The organism is Amycolatopsis sp. NPDC045836, from assembly GCF_056431745.1.
The window spans coordinates 142,551-163,013 of the sequence record NZ_JBWKKF010000013.1 but is presented as its reverse complement, the minus strand read 5'-3'; the positions used below and the strand labels follow the sequence as shown (position 1 = coordinate 163,013).

Sequence of the window (20,463 nt, the reverse complement as noted above, 5' to 3'; positions counted from 1 at the left end):
CAGGTGGGTGGTGTCCGTGGCCGAGCGCGCCACGACTGGCGGCCCCTCACGGCAGGTAATCACTTCGGCGCAGCGCCTTGGTTGCGTTCGGTTGCCCGGAGCGCTGTCAAGTCTGCCAACTGGTGGACATCTGGACACCGGTGCCCAAATTGAGATCAATAGGGACATACTTCTGCTTGCCATGAACGTAAGTTCTCCGTAGTGTCCCGAAACATGGCTGTGACCGACCTCTCCGCAGAGGCCCCGTCGATGACCCCCTCCGCTGTTCCCCGGCCCCGGGTGGCCGTCGTGGGCAACGGGTTCATGGGCCGTGTGCACGCCGAAGCGGCCCGTCGCGCGGGTGCCGAGATCGTCGGTGCGGTGGGCTCCAGCGCGGACCGTGCGGCCGCCGCCGCGGAGGCCGTCGGCGCAGCTCAGGGTTACTCCGACCTCCGGGCGATGCTGACCGACGCGGCCCCGGACGTGGTGCACGTGTGCACCCCCAACGCGATGCACGCGACGGCCGCCGAAGCGGCGCTGTCCGCCGGCGCGCACGTGATCTGCGAGAAGCCGCTGGCCACTTCGGCGGCGGACGCGGACCGGCTGGCGGCCGCCGCCGCCGAGCACGGGCGGGTGGCGACCGTTCCGTTCGTGTACCGCTTTCACCCGATGGCGCGGGAAATGCGGGCGCGGATCGCGGCGGGGGAGCCGGGCGCGGTGTCCGTGGTCCACGGCGGATACCTGCAGGACTGGCTCTCCCGCCCCGAAGACGACAACTGGCGGGTCGACTCCGCGGTCGGCGGGCTCTCGCGGGCCTTCGCCGACATCGGCTCCCACTGGTGCGACTTCCTGGAGTTCGTGCTCGGGGAGCGCATCCTGGCGCTGTCCGCGCAGAGCGCGACCGTGCGCGCGCACCGGGGCACCGCGCCGGTGTCCACTGAGGACCTGGTGACGCTGCACTTCCGCACCACCAGCGGGATCCTCGGCACCGGGGTGGTCTGCCAGGTCGCCGCGGGCCGCAAGAACCGGCTGCACCTGGAGGTTTCCGGGACCGACGCCAGCCTCGGCTTCGACCAGGAACTGCCCGAGCAGCTGTGGGTGGGCCGCCGCGACGGCAGCACTCTGCTGGTCCGCGACCCCGAAACGCTCTCCCCGGCCGCCCTGCCCTATTCGCGGCTGCCCGCCGGTCACGCGCAGGGTTACCAGGACTGCTTCGACGCCTTCGTCGCCGACACCTACACCGCGGTCCGCGGGGAACCGGTCGCCGACGGCCTGCCCACCTTCGCCGACGGCCTCCGCGCCGCCCGCCTCACCGAAGCCGTGCTGACCTCGGCCGCTTCGGGCGGGCAGTGGACGGAGGTCCCGCTGTGAGCAAGGTCAAGCTGACCGGCATCACCAAGCGGTTCTTCGGCGTGCCCGTGCTCAAGGGCGTCGACCTGGAACTGCACGAGGGTGAGGTGCACGCGCTCGTCGGCGAGAACGGGGCGGGCAAGTCGACGCTGATGAAGGTGCTGGCCGGGGTGCACCGCCCCGACGAGGGCACGGTCGAGGTCGACGGCACCGAGGTGCACTTCGGCTCGCCGCGCGACGCGCAGGCCGCCGGGGTGTCGATCGTGCACCAGGAGTTCAACCTGCTCGGTGACCGCACGGTGGCCGAGAACGTCTTCCTCGGCCGCGAACCGGTCCGCCGCGGGCAGGTCGACCGCCGGAAGATGGAAGCCGACACCGCCGAGCTGCTCGACGGCGTCGGCGTGAAGAACATCTCGCCGCGCACCGCCGTGCGCCGCCTGCCGGTGGCGCTGCAGCAGGTGGTCGAGATCGTGAAGGTGCTCTCCACCGACGCTCGGGTGATCGCGATGGACGAGCCGACCGCCGCGCTCGCCGGGCACGAGGTGGAACTGCTCTACGACCTGATCGCGCGGCTGCGTGAACGCGGGATCGCGGTGCTCTACGTCTCGCACCGGATGCGTGAGGTGTTCGACCTGAGCCAGCGCATCACCGTGCTCAAGGACGGCGCGCTGGTCACCTCGGCGCGCACCGCGGACCTGACCAGCGACCAGCTGGTGCGGCACATGGTCGGCCGCCCGCTCGACGCGTTGTTCCCCGACCGGGCGGCCGAGGCCGACCTCGGCGCGGTGCGGCTGGCGGTGAAGGGCGCGGGCAACGACCGCCTCGGCGGCATCGACTTCGAGGTGCGCGCCGGTGAGATCGTCGGCCTGGCCGGATTGCAGGGCGCCGGGCGCTCGGCGGTGGCCAGGGCGGTCTGCGGCATCGACCCGTTCACCAGCGGCGCGGTCGAGGTGGACGGCGAGGCCGTGCGCCTGCGCTCACCACGGGAATCGGTGCGGCGCGGCATCGCGCACGTGACCGAGGACCGCAAGGGCGAAGGGCTCGCGCTGCGCCAGTCGGTCAAGGACAACGCGCTGCTGGTCCGCCGCTCCGCCTTCGGCCGGAAGCTGGGCGGGCTCGACCTGCCCGCGCTGCTGAAGTCGGTGACCGTGGTCGCGCGGAACGAGGACCAGGAGGTCCGGTTCCTCTCCGGCGGCAACCAGCAGAAGGTCGTGCTGGCGAAGTGGCTGGCCGTGGAGCCGAAGGTGCTCGTGGTCGACGAGCCCACGCGGGGCATCGACGTGGGCGCTAAGAGGGCCGTCTACGACCTGCTCCGCGAACTGGCCGGCCGCGGGGTCGCCATCCTGATGATCTCCTCCGAACTGCCGGAGCTCATCGGGATGAGCGACCGCGTGCTGGTCATGCACGAAGGCCGCCTGGCCGGGGAACTGCCCGCCGGGCCCACCGAGGAAGCCGTGATGTCACTGGCCACCGGACACGAACTGGCGGGAACCGCATGACCCTGCTCGCCCAACGCCCGGCGGCGGCCCGGCCGCCGGCCCGCAAGCGTCCGCAGTGGACGAGCAAGCTGACCCCGGTGGTCTCGGTCTACCTGGCGCTGGTGGTGCTGCTCGTGGTGGGCAGCGTGCTGGTCGCGGTGGACGGCGGGGTGCTGCTCGACCAGGGCGGCATCCTGAACATCCTGACCCGCAGCACCACGCTCGGCCTGGTCGCGATCGGGCAGACGCTGGTCATCCTGACCGGCAAGCTGGACCTGTCGGTGGCCTACCTGATCGGGCTGTGCTCGCTGGTCGCCGCCGAGACGATGGCGGGCGACCCGGGCAACATCGTGCTCGCGGTGGCGCTGACCCTGGCCGTGGCCGCGGTGGTCGGCCTGGTCAACGGCCTGGTGATCACCCGGCTCAAGGTCAACGCCTTCATCGCCACGCTCGGCACCGCGCTGATCATCCGGGGTTACCTGGAGAACGGCTACGAGGGCCCGGCCGGTGAGGTGCCGCGGGCGTTCCAGCACCTGGGTTACGACCGGATCGGCCCGATCCCGATCTCCACCCTGCTGATGCTCGCGCTGGCCGGGCTGGCGTGGTGGTACCTCGGCCGCACCCGCGGTGGGTACCACATCTACGCCGTCGGCGGCGACGAGGAAGTGGCACGGCTGTCCGGGGTGCGCACCAACCGCACCATCGTCAAGGCGCACGTGCTGTGCTCGGTCGCCGCCGGGCTCGCCGGGATCTTCCTGGCCAGCAGGCTCGGCTCCGGCGCGCCGTACGTGGGCACCGACGCCGGGTACGACCTCGAGTCGATCGCGGCCGTGGTGCTCGGCGGCACGCTGCTCGCCGGTGGCCGCGGCGGGGTCGCCGGAACCATCGGCGGTGTGCTGATCCTGGCCACCCTGGACACCGTCTTCGACGACCTCGGTGTCACGCCGTTCTTCAAGGACGTGGTCCGCGGCGTGGTGCTCATCGTGGCCGTGGCGCTCTACGCCCGCCGCCAGCTTTCCAGGAGGGGCAAGTGACGCGCCGGTTCAAGCTCACCGAGGGCACCCTGCCGGTGCTCGTGGTGCTCGCCGTCCTGCTGGTGGCGCTGGCTTTCGCGGGGCCCGCCTACAGCGAGCCCGCCGGGTACCTGGCGCTGCTCAAGCGGGCCGCGCCGCTGATGATCCTGGCCATCGGGCAGTACTTCGTCATCGTCAGCGGCGGGTTCGACCTCTCGGTCGGCTCGCTGGTCACCGCCGAGGTGGTGATCGCCGCGCGGCTGATCGACGGCGACGAGGGCGCCACCGCCTGGGTGCTGCTGTTCCTGCTCGGCTTCGGCGCGCTGGTCGGCCTGGTCAACGGGCTGATCACCACCCGGCTGCTGGTGCCGTCGTTCATCGTCACCCTCGGCATGCTGCTGGTGCTCGATGGCGCGGTGTTCCTCTGGACCGGTGGCGCGCCGCGGGGGGCGCTGTCCGAGAGCTTCCGCACGGTCGGCCGCGCCGGGTTCGAGGTGCCGCTGCTGGGCCAGGTGCCCTGGTCGGTGGTGCTGCTCGCGGTGATCGTGGTGGCGGCGGTGTTCTTCGTGCGCGGTGGCACCGGCCGCACCCTGGTCGCGGTCGGTGACAACGAAACGGCCGTGCGCCTGGCCGGTGGCCGGGTGGAGCGGCTGCGCACCCTCGCGTTCGTCCTCTCCGGCCTGTCCGCGGCGGTGGCCGCGGTGCTGCTCGGCGGGTTCGCCGGCGTGTCCGCCCAGGTCGGTGACGGCCTGGAGTTCCGGGTGATCACCGCGGTGGTGCTCGGCGGGGTGGTGCTCGGCGGCGGCCGCGGCTCGGTGGTCGCGGCGATGGCGGGTGCGCTCACCCTGGAATCCCTGTTCTCCCTGCTCAACCTGCTCGGTGTCTCCGGTGGCCTGGAGTCCGCGGTGCAGGGCGTGATCATCATCGCCGCCGTGGCCTACGCCTCGGTGGGCAGCAACCTTTTCCGGCACAAGGCTCAGGAGAAAAAGAATGTCAAGGAAACTGCTGCGCAGCAGTAGCTTCGCCCTCGCGGCCGCGGGGGTGCTCGCGTTGTCCGCGTGTTCGAGCGACCTGCCCGCCGACACCGGCGGGTCCGCCGCCGCCACCCCGGCGGCCGGTGCCCCGGCCAACTCGGAGTTCTTCGACCAGGCGGAGTACGACCGCCAGCTGGCCCTGCGGTCCGCCACTCCGCAGGGGCCCGCGGACAAGCCGTGGGAGCAGGCCCTCGAACCGGTGATGACGGACACCGCCGAGTTCAAGAAGGACGGCCCGTACAACATCTGCTTCTCCAACGCCTCGGTGGACAACCCGTGGCGCCAGGTCGGCTGGAAGACCATGCAGGCCGAGGCCGAACTCCACCCGGAGATCGCCAAGTTCACCACGCTGGACGCCGAAGCCAAGGACGACAAGCAGATCAGCGACATCCAGTCGCTGACCTCGCAGGGCTGCCACGCGCTGATCGTCTCGCCGAACACCACCGCCACGCTGACCCCGGCGGTGGAGCAGGCCTGCGCCACCGGCATCCCGGTGATCACCTTCGACCGCGGCGTGAACACCGAGTGCCCGGTGACCGCGATCCACCCGATCGGCGGCTACGCCTTCGGCGCCAGCGCCGCGGAGTTCCTGGCCAAGTCGATCCCGGCCGGTGGCAAGGTGCTCGGCCTGCGCGTGCTGCCCGGGGTGGACGTGCTGGAGCACCGCTGGGCCGCCGCGGAGAAGATCTTCCAGGCCAGCGGCGTGCAGGTGGTCGGGGCCGAGTTCACCGGCAACGACAGCGCCAAGGCCAAGAGCATCGTCTCGGACTACCTCCAGCGCGAGGGCAAGATCGACGGCATCTGGATGGACGACGGCACCGCCGCGGTGCCGGTGCTGGAGGCGTTCGAGGACGCCGGTGCCGAGGCCCCCGCGATCTCCGGTGAGGACCAGCAGCAGTTCCTGGAGAAGTGGAAGCAGGAGAACCTCAAGGCCTTCGCCCCCACCTACCCGACCTACCAGTGGCGCACCCCGGTGATCGCCGCGCTGAAGGTGCTCAGGGGCGAGCAGGTGCCGAAGGAGTGGATCCTGCCGCAGCCGGTGATCGAGACCGCCACCCTGGACCAGTACCTGACCGCGGGCATGCCGCCGCTGCACTACGGCCTCTGCGGCTGCAAGGAGATGCCCGGCTTCCCGGACAAGTGGAAGTAGTCCCGGTGCACGCCATCGGAGTCAACACCTGGGTCTGGACGTCGCCGCTGGACGACGCCGCCCTCGCCGAGCTGGCGCCGAAGGTGGCCGCGGCCGGGTTCGACTGCATCGAGCTGCCCGTCGAGAACCTCGGCGACTGGCAGCCCGGTGCGGCGGCCCGGCTGCTGGCCGGCCTCGGCCTGTCCGCCTCGGTGGCGCTGGTCATGCCACCGGGGCGGGAGCTGGTGGCCGCCGACGACCGCACGGTCAAGTCCACTCAGGACTACCTGCGGGCGGTGGCCGACATCGCGGCCGAGGTGGGCTCGCCGGTGATCGCCGGGCCCGCCTACGCCTCGGTCGGGCGCACCTGGAAGATGACCGGTGCCGAGCGGGCGGCCGCCATCGAACAGCTGCGGGACAACCTTTCCCCGGTCGCCGAGCACGCCGGGGCCGCGGGGGTCGCGGTGGCCGTCGAACCGCTCAACAGATACGAGACCAGTCTGCTGAACACGGTCGCGCAAACCCTGGAAGCGCTTACCGATCTCGACGGCTGCGGCGTGGCGATCGACGTCTACCACCAGAACATCGAGGAGACCGACATCCCGGCGGCGATCCGGGCGGCCACCGGCCGGATCGCCCACGTGCAGGTCTGCGCGAACGACCGCGGCACACCGGGCACCGACCACCTGGACTGGCCGGGCATCCTGGCCGCGCTCGCGGACGCGGGATACACCGGCCCGCTCTGCATCGAATCGTTCACCGCGCACAACGCGAGCATCGCCACCGCGGCGTCGATCTGGCGCCCGCTCGCGGACAGCCAGGACGCACTGGCCTCGGACGGCCTGGCGTTCCTGCGGAAGATCCAGAAAGGGGGCTAGTCCCAAGCGGCGCCGGCACGCCGAAGCACGTTTTCCTCTCCCAACACCCCGAACCGTGAGGAATCCATGAGTATTCGACGAAGAATACTGCCGAAGCTGGGCGCGTCCCTGCTGGCCGGCCTGCTCGGGGTGGCCCTGGTGCCCACCGCCGTGCAGGCGCACCCCGGCCACGAGCAGGACCCCGAGTTCCGTGCCCTGCTGTTCACCAAGACCGCGGGTTACCGGCACGACTCCATCCCGGCCGGTGTGGCGATGTTCGAGCAGCTCGCCGCGGAGCACCACTTCGAGCTGGACCACACCGAGGACTCGGCCGTCTTCAACGAAGCCGCGCTCGCCACCTACGACGTGGTGATCATGTTCCAGACCTCGGGCATGGTGTGGCAGAACGACTTCGAGCGCAACGCCATCCAGTCCTACGTCCAGGACGGCGGCGGCATCGCGGCCATCCACAACGCCACGGACATGGGGATCGAGAACGAGTTCCCGTGGTGGGACGACCTGGTCAACGCCGGCACGCACATGCCGTCGCACTCGCCGGGCGTGCTCCAGGGCACGGCGAAGGTGGTGGACAAGCAGCACCCGTCCACCGCGGGCCTGCCGGAGCGCTGGAACCGCGCCGAGGAGTGGTACAACTTCGACCAGAGCATCCGCGGCAAGGCCCACGTGCTGGTCTCCGCGGACGAGACGACCTACAACCCCGGCCAGGACGCGATGGGGTCCGACCACCCGATCTCCTGGTGCCGCGACGTGGGCACCTCGCGGGTGTGGTCCACGGCGATGGGGCACCCGATCGGCGCCTACAGCGAGCCGGAGTTCGTCCAGCACCTGCTCGGCGGCGTGCGCACCGCGGCGAAGGTGGTGCCCGCCGACTGCGCGGCCACCGTGGACACCGCGTTCGAGAAGGTGCCGCTGGACACCAACACCAAGGCGCCGACGGCGATGGACATCGCGCCGGACGGGCGGGTGTTCTACACCGAGATCCTCGGCCAGGTGAAGCTGTTCAGCCCGGCCACCGGGGGCACCACCACCGCGCTCGACCTGCCGGTCTACTCCGGTGGCGAGGACGGGCTGGTCGGCCTGGCGCTGGACCCGCACTTCGCCCACAACGGCTGGGTCTACCTGTACTACTCACCGCCGGGCACCGAGGAGATCAACCGGATCTCGCGGTTCACCGTCGAAGGTGACGTGATCAACCCGGGTTCGGAGAGCAAGCTGCTCGACGTGCCCGCCTCGCGGCGCGAGGAGCCGGGGCACACCGGTGGTTACCTGACCTTCGGGCCGACCGGCGACCTCTACATCGGCGTCGGCGACGACACCAACCCGTTCGCATCGAGCGGTTACTCGCCGATCGACGAGCGCCCGGGCCGCGACCTGTTCGACGCGCAGAAGACCTCGGCGAACACGAACGACTACCGCGGCAAGATCCTGCGGGTCACGCCGAAGGCCGAGGGCGGCTACACCGTGCCGGAGGGCAACATGTTCGCCCCCGGCACGGAGAAGACGCTGCCGGAGATCTACGCCATGGGCTTCCGGAACTCGTTCCGGTTCACCGTGGACACCGACGGCACCATCTACGCCGCCGACTACGGTCCCGACGCCCGCACCGCCGACCCCAACCGCGGGCCGGACGGGCAGGTCGAGTGGAACGTGATCAAGGAGCCGGGCTTCTACGGCTGGCCGTACTGCACCGGCAACAACATCCCGTACAACGACTTCGACTTCGCGACGAACACCCCGGGGCCGAAGTTCGACTGCGCCAGCCCGGTCAACACCTCGCCGAACAACACCGGCCTGACCCAGCTGCCGCCGTCGAAGGTGGCCGAGGTCTGGTACGGCTACGGCCCGTCGGCCGAGTTCCCGGAACTGGGTGAGGGCGGTTCCGCGCCGATGGCGGGCCCGGTCTACCGGTTCGACCCGAACCTGGCTTCGGACAAGAAGTTCCCGCAGTACTACGACGGGAAGGCGTTCTTCTACGAGTGGGCGCGGAACAAGATCTACACGTTCTCGTCCGACAGCGAGGGCAAGATCCTCGAAATCGATCCGTGGTTCTCCAGCCAGACCACGCTGGCGCCGATGGACATGCGCTTCGGCCCGGACGGGGCGATGTACCTGCTCGAATGGGGTGGCGGTTACGGCCGCGACAACCCCGACTCGGGCCTGTACCGGATCGAGCACACGCAGGGCAACCGCTCCCCGCTGGCCAAGGCGACGGCGGCGCCGACCTCGGGCCAGACGCCGCTGGAGGTTTCCTTCTCCAGCGCGGGTTCCGCGGACCCGGAGGGCACCGAGATCACCTTCTCGTGGAACTTCGGTGACGGGGCCACCTCGACCGACCCGAACCCGACGCACACCTACGCGACCAAGGGTTCGTACAACGCGCAGCTGACGGTCACCGACGAGACCGGCAAGACCGGCGTTGCCAACATCACCGTGACGGTGGGCAACACCGCGCCGACGGTGGACGTGGCGTGGCCGGTCGAAGGCGGCATGTTCGACTTCGGGGACACCGTGGCGTTCGACGTGAACGTGACCGACCCCGAAGACGTCGAGATCGACTGCTCCACCGTGGTGGTGCAGCCCGCGCTCGGGCACGACTCGCACGCGCACCCGCTGGACCCGATCAACGCCTGCGAGGGTCAGTTCCAGACCATCGTGGACGACGGGCACGCGGACGCGAACATCCTGTACTCGCTGGACGCGAGCTACACCGACAAGGGCGCCGACGGCGTCCCGGCGCTGAACGGCCGGGACACCGCGATCCTGCAGCCGAAGCACAAGCAGGCGGAGTTCTTCACCGGCTCGTCCGGCATCCGGATCGTTTCGCAGGCGGGCGCCGAATCCGGGCGCCGCATCGGCGACATCAACGGTGGTGACTGGATCTCGTTCAAGCCGGTCAACTTCACCGGGATCGACCAGGTGTCGCTGCGGGCCTCGGCACCGGACGGCGCCGGCGGCTCGGTCGAGCTGCGGGCCGGTGCGGTCGACGGCACGCTGCTGGCGGACGTGCCGGTGCCGAGCACCGGCGGCTGGGACAACTACGTCCAGCTGCCCGCGGTGGACCTCGCCGAGTTCGAGGGCACCACGGAGCTGTTCCTGGTCTTCCGCGGCGGGGTCGGCCCGTTCGACCTGGACTCGATGAAGTTCATCGGCGACGGGGTGGCGGTGGTCGACGCGCAGGCGCCGAAGACCACGGCGGCGATCACCGCGGCCGACGGCGCCAACGGCTGGTACCGCACCGCGCCGACGGTCACCCTGACCGCCGACGACGGCACCGGTTCCGGGGTGGCCGGCACGGAGTACCGCATCGGTGCCGGGGCGTGGACCCCGTACACCGCGCCGTTCACCGTGCCGGGTGAAGGCGAGCAGGTCGTCGCGTACCGGTCCACCGACAAGAAGGGCAACGTCGAGGCCGAAGGCAGCTCGGTGCTGAAGATCGACGCGGGGGCGCCCGCGCTGACCGTCGGCGGCGTGACGGCCGGTGGCAGCTACGGCGACTCGGAGGTGCTCGGCTTCAGCTGGGAGGCCGGTGACCCGGTGTCCGGGCTGGACACCGCGGTGGCGCTGCTCGACGGCAAGCCGGTGGCCAACGGCACGCCGGTCGCGCTGCACGGGCTGAGCCTGGGTGCGCACGAGCTGGTGGTGACCGCCAAGGACAAGGCGGGCAACGCGGTGGAGCAGAAGTTCGCCTTCACCGTGACCACCTCGCTGGCCGACGTGCGGGCACTGGTGGACGAGTTCACCGCGGCGGGCGCGATCGACCCGTTCACCTCGGCGCAGCTCAAGCTCACCCTGACCACGGCGAAGTTCCTGCAGGAGAAGAACGTGCCGCAGGGGGCCGCGGCGGTGCTGTCGCTGTTCAAGCACACGGTGGAGCGGAAGGTGGGCGACCCGGCGGTGAAGTCGGTGCTCACCCGCGACGCGCAGGTCCTGATCGACGGGCTGCGCGGCTGATGGGTTCCCCCAAGACGCGGGGGCGATTGCCGGATCGCTCCCCGCGCCGGCCCCACACCTCTCCGGGGGTGTGGGGTTCCGGCGGGGTCCTCATCGGACTGGTGCTCGGGGTGCTGGGCGCGCTGGTCGTGCCCGGCTGGTTCGACTCGCCCTCGCGGGTCGAGCAGCTGGAGCAGGAGTTCGCGGCCAGGGACACCGCGCTGACCCGCGACCTGGTGTCGCTGGCCGAGCAGGCGCGGACCGACGTCACGGAGGTGGTGTCGGCCACCGGGGTGCCCACCCCGGAGCAGCTGGCCTCGTGGCGCACCGCGACCGACCAGGCCGCGACGCGCTTCGCCGACCGTCCCTCCGGCGGGACGGAGGTGAACCTGGCGCGCTCGGGGTTCGCCGGCGCGGTCGCCCTGCTCCAGCGCTCGGTGGCGGCCTACCCGGTGTCGGCCGAGCTGGGGGAGCAGTTGCGCAAGGACGCCGTGGTCGCCTGGTCGGTCGCGGCGAACCAGCTGGACCTGGCCGGCATCAAGGCCGGACTGGGTCACGTGCACGTGTTCCTGCCCACCCAGGGCCTGCCGGGTGAGCTCCCGGAGCACGGGCACTCCGAAGGCGACCACGGTCACCCTTGATCCCCGTGCTCCAGCCCGTTACCGGCCCCGGTCGTAGACTCGCCGGGGTCGGTAACGGGCAACAGCACGAGTGGGGAGCACGGGTGCCGCAGGGCGAACAGGAGCCGGAGAAGCGGCCTGAGCTGGGAGATCTCGACAGCTTCGCGGGGATCGACGAGCTGGGTGCGCTCGACGACCCGGACAACACCGATCCGGACAACCCGGACGGCACCTTCCACACCACCGACCACGCCTTCGAGGCCGGTGGCGGGGCCGGAGCGGGGGTCGGCGGCGTCGGCCAGCTGGGGGACAACCTCGCCCTCGGCCCGGTGCCCGACCTGCCGTCCACCGACGAGACCCACGAGCTGGACGACCAGGGCACCGACGAACTCCCCGAGGAGAACGGCCCGGAAGCCCGCTACGAGCTGCGTGCGGTCGAAGCCGAGCTGAACGAGCGCTGGCCGGAGACCAAGATCGAGCCGTCGCTCGATCGCATCCGGACCCTGCTCAACCTGCTCGGCGACCCGCAGCGGACCTATCCGGTGCTGCACGTGGCCGGTACCAACGGCAAGGGGTCCACCGCCAGGATGATCGACGCCCTGCTCACCCGCATGGGCGTGCGCGTCGGCCGGTACACCAGCCCCCACCTGCAGCTGGTCACCGAGCGCATCAGCATCGACGGCGCGCCCATCTCGGCCGCCAAGTACGTCGACACCTACCGCGACATCGCGCCGTTCATCACCATGGTGGACAACGCGAGCGAGGTCCGGATGAGCAAGTTCGAGGTGCTCACCGGCATGGCCTTCGCCGCCTTCGCCGACGCGCCCGCCGAAGCCGTGGTGCTGGAGGTCGGCATGGGCGGCACCTGGGACGCCACCAACGTGGCCGACGCCCAGGTCGCGGCCATCGCGCCGATCTCCATCGACCACACCGACTACCTCGGCACCGACATCCGCGACATCGCCCGCGAGAAGGCCGGGGTGATCAAGCCCGGCAGCGTGGTGGTGCTCGCCGAGCAGGACCCCGAGGTGCAGCGCGTGCTGCTGGAGCGCGCCATCGAGGTGGACGCCACGGTGGCTCGCGCGGGCAGCGAGTTCGCCGTGCTCGAACGCGAGGTCGCGGTCGGCGGGCAAGTGCTCAAGCTGCAGGGCCTCGGCGGGGTCTACGACCAGATCTTCCTGCCGCTGCACGGCAGGCACCAGGCCGGCAACGCGGTGCTCGCGCTGGCCGCGGTCGAGGCGTTCTTCGGCGCGGGCAAGGACCGCCAGCTGGTGGTCGAAGCCGTGCGCGAGGCGTTCGCCGAGGTGGAGAACCCCGGCAGGCTGGAGCGCGTGCGCGCCGCCCCGGCGGTGCTGCTCGACGCCGCGCACAACCCGCACGGCGCCCGTGCCCTGGCCGCGACGGTGGCCGAGGAGTTCGCCTTCCGCCGCCTGGTCGCGGTGGTCGGGGTGATGGCGGACAAGGACGCGCTCGGCATCCTCGAAGCACTCGAACCGGTGGTCTCCGACGTGGTCGTCACGCAGAACGGCTCGCCGCGCGCGATGCCGCTGGAGGAGCTGGACGAGCTGGCGAAGTCGGTGTTCGGCGAGGACCGGGTGTACGCGGCCCCGCGGCTGGACGGCGCGGTGGAGACCGCGGTCGCGCTGGCCGAGGAGTCCGACGACCCGGAGGAGCCGCTGGCCGGCGGTGGCGTGCTGATCACCGGCTCGGTGTTCACCGCGGGCGCGGCCCGCACGCTGTTCGGGAAGGAGCCGGCATGACCGAGCCGAAGCCGCCGGTCAAGGACCCGCTGAAGTCCTTCCGCGGGGTGATGGCGGGCACGCTGGTCATGGAGGCGATCGTGGTGGCGCTCGCGCTGCCGGTGGTCGCCCAGCTCGGCGGCGGGCTGACCAGCGGCACCGGCTGGGCGGTGATCGCCATCGCGGTGCTGATGGGCCTGCTGTGCGGTTTCCTGTCGAAGCCGTGGGCGGTGCCCGCGATCCTGGTGCTCCAGGTGGCGTTGATCGCGTTCTTCTTCGCGCTGCCCGCGGTCGCCGTGATCGGGTTCGTCTTCCTGGCGTTGTGGTTGTGGCTGCTCTGGTTGCGCCGGGACGTGGCGCGCCGGATGGCCGAGGGCCGGTTGCCCAGCCAGCAGGAGCGGTGATGCGTGAACTGACCTACTACGTCGGTGCCAGCCTGGACGGCTTCATCGCCGGTCCGGCCGGGCAGGCCGACTTCTACCTCTACGAAGGCGATCACGTCCAGGGGATCAACGAGGTCTACCCGGAGACCGTGCCGACGGCCTGGCGCGAAGCCGCCGGGATCTCCGGCCCGCCCAAGCGGTTCGACACGGTGCTGATGGGCCGCGGCACCTACGAAGCCGGGGTGGCCACCGGGGCGCCCAGCCCGTATTCGCACCTGCGGCAGTTCGTCGTCTCCCGCGGCATGGACGCCTCGCCCCACGAGGACGTCGAGCTGATCCGGGAGCACGCGCTGGAGCGGGTGCGCGAACTCAAGGCGGAGGACGGGCTCGGCATCTGGCTGTGCGGTGGCGGCGGGCTCGCCGAGGAACTGCTGCCCGAGATCGACCAGCTGGTGGTCAAGATCCACCCGGTCATCGCCCGCGCGGGGGTGCCGCTGTTCACCGGCGGGTTCGCGCCCACGCGGCTGCACCTGGCGGACAGCCGGGTGTTCGGCAGCGGGGTGGCGCTGATGGCCTACCGCACGCGGGCCTGATCAGCGCAGGACCACCACCTCCAGCGCCGGTGAGCTGAGGATGTCGCCTTCGCAGAACCGGCCGCGCACCCATTCGCTGCGCGAGTACAGCTCCGTCTGGTCGGCGAAGTGCGGTGAGGCCGGATCGGCCGACTGCGAGTAGGTCAGCAGCGTCGAGGTGTCGGGGCACGCCTTCCCGCTCAGCCCGACCACCTGGATGAAGCTGGACCCGAAGACGAAGTCGACGTTGCCCGCCTTCGGCTCCCACACCGGCGACACCGCGTTGAGGATGCCGTGCGCGCCCGGCCCGCTGTGCATCGGGATGCGCTTCCCGTTGCGGGTGACCGACTGGTACTCGCCCAGCTGCGAGTCCAGCGGGATGCCCGCCGCGGTCAGTTCGGCCACCGCGTCGTCGAAGGCTTTGCGCACCAGCGGGTTCTGCACGTCGAGCGTGTTCGGGGTGTGCACCGGGTCCGCCGAGGTGTTCTTCGGTGCTGATCAACGCTTCCCGGGTGCGGAGCGAACGCTCGGTCCCGGTGTCGCCGATGATCCACGGGTAACCGGTGATCGGGGCGTTCGCGTTCGCCAGCCACGGGCTGTCGTTGGTGTTCAGCTCGTAGTCGTCCCGGACCTGCCGGGGCAGCCGGGCCGGGCCGAGCAGGCCGGGTTCCACGGCGTCGGCGTCGCTGCCCCAGGCGCAGGCGGTTTTCGAACCGTCCAGGACGGACACCTGCGCGGCTTTGAACAGCTGGCGGCCCAGCGGGGTCGAGCAGCGGTCCGCCAGTTCGTCGGTGACGTGCGGCACCACCTGCACGTCCGAGAACAACGCCTGGCCCCGCCGGTCGGTGGCGATCGTGTTCACCCACGGCACGCCGAGGGTGGATTCCAGCGCCTTCGTGATGTCGCCGACGCTCTGCGCCTGGTTCAGCCCGAACCACGAGTTCAGCGCCCGCAGATTGGTCGCGTTGGCGTCCCGGAGCGCGTAGGCCGACGTGGTGGTCCACGGCAGCGGGATGTTGTCGATACCGGTGATCACCGGGCCGTAGCGGGTCGAGTACAGCGTCCTGGTGTCCGTGGCCAGGGAGCCGTCCGGCTGCTTCACCTCGACGGAAACCCGTTGCGCGGTCATCTTCTCCGGCTGTCCATCGACCACATAGGACAGTGGATCGCCGGGGACCAGCGGCACCTCGAACAGGCCGAACGTGCGCGGGGTGGAGAAGGTGTGCGTCCAGGCCGCGTCGCGGGTGTGGCCGATCTGGATCAGCGGCACCCCGAGCAGGCTGGCGCCGGAGACGTTGAACCGCCCGGGAATGGTCAGCTGCGACTGCCAGAACCGGCGCCCGCCCTGCCACGGGAAGTGCGGGTTGCCGAGCAGCACCCCGCCCTGACCGGCCGCGGTGCCCGCCGCGCCGATCGCGATCCCGTTGCTGGCGGGGGTGTGCTCGGGTGCCAGCGCCCTGCTCAGCCGCTCGGCGGTGTCGGCGGCCAGCGTGCCGCCAGAGGGCTGCGCACTGACCAGCCCGTCCACCAGTTCGCCCTGCCCGGAGATGCCGGTGATGGCGTAGAGGTGGCGGTAGACGTCGATGGTGGTGATCGGCCGCAGCCAGGCCGCGTCGCGGCAGGCGGGGTCCGTCGTGCCGTGTTCGGCCAGGTAATCGTTGTAACCGTCGACGTAGCCCCCGACGATCTCCTTGACCTCGGGCCGCGGCTGGCCGAGCAGCCGTTCCACCGCGCCGGAGTCGTTGATCCGCTGGAAGTGCACGTCGCTGGCCAGGTTCGAACCCGCCCCGCTGAGCGCGGGGTTGGCGGTGCCGTCCGGCCCGAGGTGCTTCGACCGCTCCGCCGACACGGTCAGGTAGCCGTTGGCCAGTTCGCAGAGGTTGTCCTTCGCGGCGGCGAAACCGTACCCGAACCCCAGCCCGTCGAACGACTTCGCCGAGATGTGCGGCACGCCGTGCTCGGTGTAGCGGAGCACCGCACGGGCGCCGTGCGTGTCCGCCAGCGCCGGGGTGGTCAGCGCCGGGGTGGTCAGCACAGTCAGCACCGCCCCGGCCACGGCCACCGTGAGCACCCGCCCGAACCTGCCGCGTCCCCCCATGAGACCGCCTTCCGTGTGCGACCGGTGATCCTCTGTCAACCTAGGCCGTCGTTCACCCGGCGGAAAGGTCCAGTTGGCTTCACCGTCCGCGATGCCGGATAGAACACCGGAATGACCGAAAACCACCACGACCGGCGGTCGCTGCTGCGCGCCGGGGTGCTCGGGGCCGGCGCGCTCGCCGCCGGTTCACTGGGTGCCGCCCCCGCCTTCGCCCGCGGCAAGAGCCGCCCGGTGCTCACCCACGGCGTGCAGTCCGGCGACGTCACGTCGAACTCGGCGGTCGTCTGGACCAGGGCGGACCGGCCGTCGCGCATGCTCGTCGAGGTGGCGCGCGACCCGTCGTTCCGGCACGCCCGCCGGATCACCGGGCCGGTGCTCAGCCCGGAAACCGGCGGCACCGGGAAGGTGCGCGTGGCCGGTCTCGCGCCCGGTACCGAACTGCACTACCGCGTGCGTGCCGAGGACCTCGACGGCCGCGCCGCCGGTGAGCCGCTGACCGGGCGCTTCGCCACCGCGCCGATCGGCCGCGAGGACGTGCGCTTCGTCTGGTCCGGCGACACCGCCGGGCAGGGCTGGGGCAGCAACCCCGACCACGGCGGCATGCCGATCTACCGGGCGATGGCCGCTCGGCGGCCGGACTTCTTCCTGCACAGCGGCGACACCGTCTACGCCGACAACCCGCTGGAGGCGCAGGTCACCCTGCCCGACGGGCGGATCTGGCGCAACGTGGTCACCCCGGAGAAGTCGAAGGTGGCCGAGACGCTGGACGAGTACCGCGGCCAGTTCGCCTACAACCTGCTCGACGAGCAGCTGAGGGCCTTCGCCGCCCAGGTGCCCGGGTACTACCAGTGGGACGACCACGAGGTGGTCAACAACTGGTACCCCGGCGAGATCCTGGACCTGCCGCAGTACACCGAAAAGCGGGTGGACGTGCTGGCCCAGCGCGCTTTCCGGGCGTTCCACGAGTGGCTGCCGATCGACGCGCGCCAAGCGGTGGACGGCCGGGTGTACCGCAGCTTCCGCTACGGCGGGCACGTCGAGGTCTTCGTGCTGGACATGCGCACCTACAAGGACGCGAACAACGCCGATCCGAACGGTGCCGGGCACGTCCTCGGCCAGAAGCAGGCGCAGTGGCTGGTGCGCGGGCTCGACCGCAGCACGGCGACGTGGAAGATCGTCGCCGCGGACCTGCCGATCGGGTTGACCGTGCCGGACGGCAACGCCATCGAGGGCGTGGCCAACGGCCTGCCCGGCGCCCCCGGCGGCCGCGAGCACGAACTGGCCTGGGTGCTGCGGGAGATTTCCCGGCGGCGGGTGCGCAACGTGGTCTGGCTGACCGCCGACGTGCACTACACCGCGGCGCACCACTACTCCCCGGACCGCGCGGCCGTCGGTGACTTCGACCCGTTCTGGGAGTTCGTCTCCGGCCCGCTGCACGCCGGTGGGTTCGGGCCGAACGCGCTGGACCCGACCTTCGGCCCGGAGGCGGTGTTCGTGCACGCGCCCCCGGCGGCGAACAGCTCGCCGCTCGACGGGTTCCAGCACTTCGGTGAGGTCAACGTGCACGGCGGGAGCGGCGAACTGACCGTCGACCTGCGGGACGCGGCTGGTGCCTCGCTGTGGTCGAAGACCCTGCGCCCCGAGCGGCGCTGAGCCGGTCGCTACAGTTCGCGTCAAGCAACACGCCATCAAAAGGAGAAGCACCCGTGACTGAGCGCACCCTTGTTCTGGTCAAGCCCGACGGTGTCAAGCGCGGACTGGTCGGCGAGGTCATCTCCCGCATCGAGCGCAAGGGCCTGACCCTGGCTCAGCTGGAGCTGCGCACCGTCGAGCGTTCGGTGGCCGAGGAGCACTACGCCGAGCACAAGGAGAAGCCGTTCTTCGGCGAGCTGGTCGACTTCATCACCTCCGGCCCGCTGGTCGCCATCGCGGTGGAGGGCACCCGCGCGATCTCGGCGTTCCGCCAGCTCGCCGGTGGCACCGACCCGGTGGAGAAGGCCACCCCGGGCACCATCCGCGGCGACTTCGCCCTGGAGGTCCAGTTCAACCTGGTGCACGGCTCGGACTCGGCCGAGTCCGCCGAGCGCGAGCTGAAGCTCTGGTTCCCGAACTGACTCCGCGCACCGAGCGGGACCTCACTTCCCTCGGGTGAGGTCCCGTTCCCCGCGTTCGAGCCGGGCAGGCACGCCGAACCCGATCAACGCGGCGACCACCAGGGTGAGCACCACGGCCAGCAGCGTCAGCGCACCGCCGAGCCCCGCCCGTTCCGCGATCGCCGTCCCGGCCAGTGGCGCCACCGCACCGCCCAGCGCGCCGACGTTGTAGGAGAAGCCGAGCCCCGCCGCCCGCGTCCGGGTGGGGAAGTGGTCGGCGATGTACTTCGGCAGCAGCCCCGAGATGCCCTGGCTGGTCGCCTGCATGCCGAACAGCAGCACCCACAGCAGCACCACGTTCCCCGGCGGCAGCGCGAACACCGGGAAGACGAACGCCAGCGACGCGAACAGCCCCAGCACGTACGCGCGCCGGGTGCCGAGCCGGTCGCCGAGCCACCCGGCCAGGCAGGACCCCGCCGCATACCCGAGCCCCGCCCAGGTCAGCGCGGTGGCCACGGCACCGGCGTCGTGGTGCAGCTCGGTCTTGAGGTACGTCGGCAGCAGCGACTGGATCGGCCACGAGTACAGGAACGCGCAGAACACCGTGACGACCACGCCCAGCACCACCGGCCACCGGCGGCCCGCCAGCTGCACGGTCAGCACCAGCAGTCCGGCGGCGATCAGCACGAGCAGCGGCCAGCCGGTCGCGGTCCGGCTGAACACCAGCACCAGCGCCGTGGTCAGCACCGCGGCGAGCAGGGTGTTCGCCAGCCGCCGCCCCGGCGCGAACAACACCGACGTCCCGCCGCCCTCCCGGGCCCATTCGACCGCCTCGGGCAGCGATCGCCGCAGGTAGAGGGTCAGCGCGATGGGCACGAGACCGGCGTAGAACAGCCATCGCCAGCCGGCCACCGGCACGATCAGCTCGTACGCGACCGCGGCCAGCACCGTGCCGATCGGATAGGCCGAGAGCAGGAACCCGGTGGCGCGGTTGCGCAGGTGCACCGGCCACGACTCCAGCACGTAGGTGGCGCTGGAGCCGTACTCCCCGGCCATGCCGATGCCGACGACGGCGCGGAAGGCGAACAGCGACCAGTAGTCCCAGGCGAACCCGCACAGTCCGCTGCCGACCGAAAAGGCCAGGATGGCCAGGATCATCGCGGGCTTGCGGCCGTACCGGTCGGCGATCGCGCCGAGCACCAGCCCGCCCAGCCAGCGCGAGACGAACGCGGCCGAGACCAGCGTCGCGGCCTGGGGCAGCTCCAGCCCGAACTCGGCGGCGACCTCGGTGAGCACCAGCGTGATCAGGATGAAGTCGAAGCCGTCGAGCAGGTAGCCGAGCCAGGCGGCGAAGAACGCCCGGCGCGGCGCGCGGGTGACCGCCATGTCGACCTCCGGCTGGACATAGGATGTCCGATCTCTGCGGTAAGGTAGTGGCGCGGTGAAGGGAGGGCAAATGTCGGCGAACCAGCGGGCGTTGCGCGAGGCGGTCAAACGGCTGATCGTCGAACGCGGCCTGCCACCCGGCGCGCTGCTGCCCACCGAACTGGAGCTGATGCGGGAGCTGGAGGTCGGCCGCAACCCGTTGCGGGAGGCGATGAAGGCGCTGGAGGCGCAGGGCATCGTGGACATCCGGCACGGCTACGGCACCTACGTCGGCGGGGTTTCGCTGTCCGGGCTGGAAGCGGGGCTGGCCTTCCGCGGGGCGCTGTCGGTCCGCGGGGACCTCACCGACATCCGTGAACTGCTGGAAGTCCGCGAGGTGCTCGAAGCCGGGCTGATCGGCCGGGTGCTGGCCGCCGGGGACGCGGTCGACCTGGCGGTGCTGGACTCGGCGGTCCGGACCATGGAGGAGCGCGCCGGGGCCGGGGAGTTCGCCCCCGAGGCCGACTGGCTGTTCCACGAAACGCTCTACCGCCCGCTCGGCAACGACCTGGTACTGGAACTGCTGCGGGTGTTCTGGCGGGTCTTCCGCTCGCTCGACGACGACCTGCCGCGTGGCGCGGAGGAGACACCGGCGGTGATCGCGCGGTGGCACCGCGACATCCTGGAGGCGTTGCGCGCCAGGGACGAACCCGCGTTGCACGCCGCCGTGGAGGCGCACTTCCGCGGCATCCGGGCCAGGGTGTCCGGTTCGGTTGCGCGGTTCGGCTGACGTTCACCCCGG

16 protein-coding genes and 1 pseudogene are annotated in these 20,463 nt (G+C 71.2%); 14 read left to right on the top strand and 3 right to left on the bottom strand.

Going from position 1 to position 20,463, the window contains the following annotated elements:
- The first annotated feature begins 213 nt into the window (after positions 1 to 213).
- The 11 genes from AC07EG_RS25020 to AC07EG_RS24970 all read left to right on the top strand — a co-directional run bounded on the left by AC07EG_RS25020 (position 214) and on the right by AC07EG_RS24970 (position 14,126).
- Positions 214 to 1,350: a Gfo/Idh/MocA family protein gene (locus AC07EG_RS25020; protein WP_478255600.1), complete on the top strand. Its 1,137-nt coding sequence runs from the start codon at positions 214 to 216 to the stop codon at positions 1,348 to 1,350.
- Positions 1,347 to 2,828 carry a sugar ABC transporter ATP-binding protein gene (locus AC07EG_RS25015; protein ID WP_478255599.1) on the top strand — a complete coding sequence of 494 codons (1,482 nt, stop codon included), beginning with the start codon at positions 1,347 to 1,349 and terminating at the stop codon, positions 2,826 to 2,828. The genes AC07EG_RS25020 and AC07EG_RS25015 overlap by 4 nt, the downstream gene beginning before the upstream one ends.
- Positions 2,825 to 3,841, top strand: coding sequence for an ABC transporter permease (locus tag AC07EG_RS25010; RefSeq protein ID WP_478255598.1), 1,017 nt, complete (start codon positions 2,825 to 2,827; stop codon positions 3,839 to 3,841). The genes AC07EG_RS25015 and AC07EG_RS25010 overlap by 4 nt, the downstream gene beginning before the upstream one ends.
- Positions 3,838 to 4,839: an ABC transporter permease gene (locus AC07EG_RS25005; protein ID WP_478255597.1), complete on the top strand. Its 1,002-nt coding sequence runs from the start codon at positions 3,838 to 3,840 to the stop codon at positions 4,837 to 4,839. Before AC07EG_RS25010 ends, AC07EG_RS25005 begins: the two co-directional genes overlap by 4 nt.
- Positions 4,811 to 6,004, top strand: a complete 1,194-nt coding sequence (locus tag AC07EG_RS25000; protein ID WP_478255596.1) for a substrate-binding domain-containing protein — start codon at positions 4,811 to 4,813, stop codon at positions 6,002 to 6,004. Before AC07EG_RS25005 ends, AC07EG_RS25000 begins: the two co-directional genes overlap by 29 nt.
- 5 nt (positions 6,005 to 6,009) lie before the next feature.
- Positions 6,010 to 6,861, top strand: a complete 852-nt coding sequence (locus AC07EG_RS24995; RefSeq protein WP_478255595.1) for a sugar phosphate isomerase/epimerase family protein — start codon at positions 6,010 to 6,012, stop codon at positions 6,859 to 6,861.
- A 66-nt stretch (positions 6,862 to 6,927) separates the two neighbouring features.
- Positions 6,928 to 10,812, top strand: a complete 3,885-nt coding sequence (locus AC07EG_RS24990) for a ThuA domain-containing protein (RefSeq protein WP_478255594.1) — start codon at positions 6,928 to 6,930, stop codon at positions 10,810 to 10,812.
- Positions 10,813 to 10,913: 101 nt separating this feature from the next.
- The gene (locus tag AC07EG_RS24985) at positions 10,914 to 11,432 is read left to right on the top strand and encodes a hypothetical protein (RefSeq protein WP_478255593.1); all 519 of its coding nucleotides are present in this window, start codon (positions 10,914 to 10,916) and stop codon (positions 11,430 to 11,432) included.
- A gap of 83 nt (positions 11,433 to 11,515) precedes the next feature.
- Entirely contained in the window at positions 11,516 to 13,171 is a 1,656-nt protein-coding gene (folC, locus tag AC07EG_RS24980; protein ID WP_478255592.1) for a bifunctional tetrahydrofolate synthase/dihydrofolate synthase, read from the top strand.
- Positions 13,168 to 13,554 (top strand): DUF4233 domain-containing protein, encoded by a 387-nt coding sequence (locus AC07EG_RS24975; protein WP_478255591.1) that lies wholly within the window; start codon positions 13,168 to 13,170, stop codon positions 13,552 to 13,554. The genes folC and AC07EG_RS24975 overlap by 4 nt, the downstream gene beginning before the upstream one ends.
- Complete coding sequence (locus AC07EG_RS24970; protein ID WP_478255590.1) at positions 13,554 to 14,126, top strand: dihydrofolate reductase family protein; 573 nt, start codon at positions 13,554 to 13,556, stop codon at positions 14,124 to 14,126. Before AC07EG_RS24975 ends, AC07EG_RS24970 begins: the two co-directional genes overlap by 1 nt.
- Here AC07EG_RS24970 and AC07EG_RS24965 read toward each other — a convergent pair whose 3' ends face one another.
- Complete coding sequence (locus AC07EG_RS24965) at positions 14,127 to 14,534, bottom strand: penicillin acylase family protein (protein WP_478255709.1); 408 nt, start codon at positions 14,532 to 14,534, stop codon at positions 14,127 to 14,129.
- Positions 14,535 to 14,664: 130 nt separating this feature from the next.
- Positions 14,665 to 16,203: pseudogene (locus tag AC07EG_RS24960) on the bottom strand (penicillin acylase family protein); the annotation flags it as partial.
- 111 nt (positions 16,204 to 16,314) lie between these two features.
- Between AC07EG_RS24960 and AC07EG_RS24955 the strand changes: the two are divergent.
- Together AC07EG_RS24955 and ndk are read left to right on the top strand one after the other, a co-directional pair.
- Positions 16,315 to 17,856 (top strand): alkaline phosphatase D family protein, encoded by a 1,542-nt coding sequence (locus AC07EG_RS24955; protein ID WP_478255589.1) that lies wholly within the window; start codon positions 16,315 to 16,317, stop codon positions 17,854 to 17,856.
- 53 nt (positions 17,857 to 17,909) lie between these two features.
- Entirely contained in the window at positions 17,910 to 18,317 is a 408-nt protein-coding gene (gene ndk / locus AC07EG_RS24950; RefSeq protein WP_478255588.1) for a nucleoside-diphosphate kinase, read from the top strand.
- A gap of 21 nt (positions 18,318 to 18,338) precedes the next feature.
- On the opposite strand, the gene AC07EG_RS24945 is transcribed toward ndk, so the two are convergent.
- Entirely contained in the window at positions 18,339 to 19,682 is a 1,344-nt protein-coding gene (locus tag AC07EG_RS24945) for a sialate:H+ symport family MFS transporter (RefSeq protein WP_478255587.1), read from the bottom strand.
- A gap of 70 nt (positions 19,683 to 19,752) precedes the next feature.
- Here AC07EG_RS24945 and AC07EG_RS24940 point away from each other — a divergent pair, with 70 nt between their 5' ends.
- Positions 19,753 to 20,451, top strand: a complete 699-nt coding sequence (locus tag AC07EG_RS24940; RefSeq protein ID WP_478255586.1) for a FadR/GntR family transcriptional regulator — start codon at positions 19,753 to 19,755, stop codon at positions 20,449 to 20,451.
- Positions 20,452 to 20,463 lie beyond the last annotated feature (12 nt).

Coding starts and splice junctions, on each gene's coding strand:
- AC07EG_RS24945 (WP_478255587.1), bottom strand. CDS start 19,682: ATGGCGGTCACCCGCGCGCCGCGCCGGGCGTTCTTCGCCGCCTGGCTC.
- AC07EG_RS24975 (WP_478255591.1), top strand. CDS start 13,168: ATGACCGAGCCGAAGCCGCCGGTCAAGGACCCGCTGAAGTCCTTCCGC.
- AC07EG_RS24970 (WP_478255590.1), top strand. CDS start 13,554: ATGCGTGAACTGACCTACTACGTCGGTGCCAGCCTGGACGGCTTCATC.
- AC07EG_RS24955 (WP_478255589.1), top strand. CDS start 16,315: ATGACCGAAAACCACCACGACCGGCGGTCGCTGCTGCGCGCCGGGGTG.
- AC07EG_RS25020 (WP_478255600.1), top strand. CDS start 214: ATGGCTGTGACCGACCTCTCCGCAGAGGCCCCGTCGATGACCCCCTCC.
- AC07EG_RS24940 (WP_478255586.1), top strand. CDS start 19,753: ATGTCGGCGAACCAGCGGGCGTTGCGCGAGGCGGTCAAACGGCTGATC.
- AC07EG_RS24990 (WP_478255594.1), top strand. CDS start 6,928: ATGAGTATTCGACGAAGAATACTGCCGAAGCTGGGCGCGTCCCTGCTG.
- AC07EG_RS25010 (WP_478255598.1), top strand. CDS start 2,825: ATGACCCTGCTCGCCCAACGCCCGGCGGCGGCCCGGCCGCCGGCCCGC.
- AC07EG_RS25000 (WP_478255596.1), top strand. CDS start 4,811: ATGTCAAGGAAACTGCTGCGCAGCAGTAGCTTCGCCCTCGCGGCCGCG.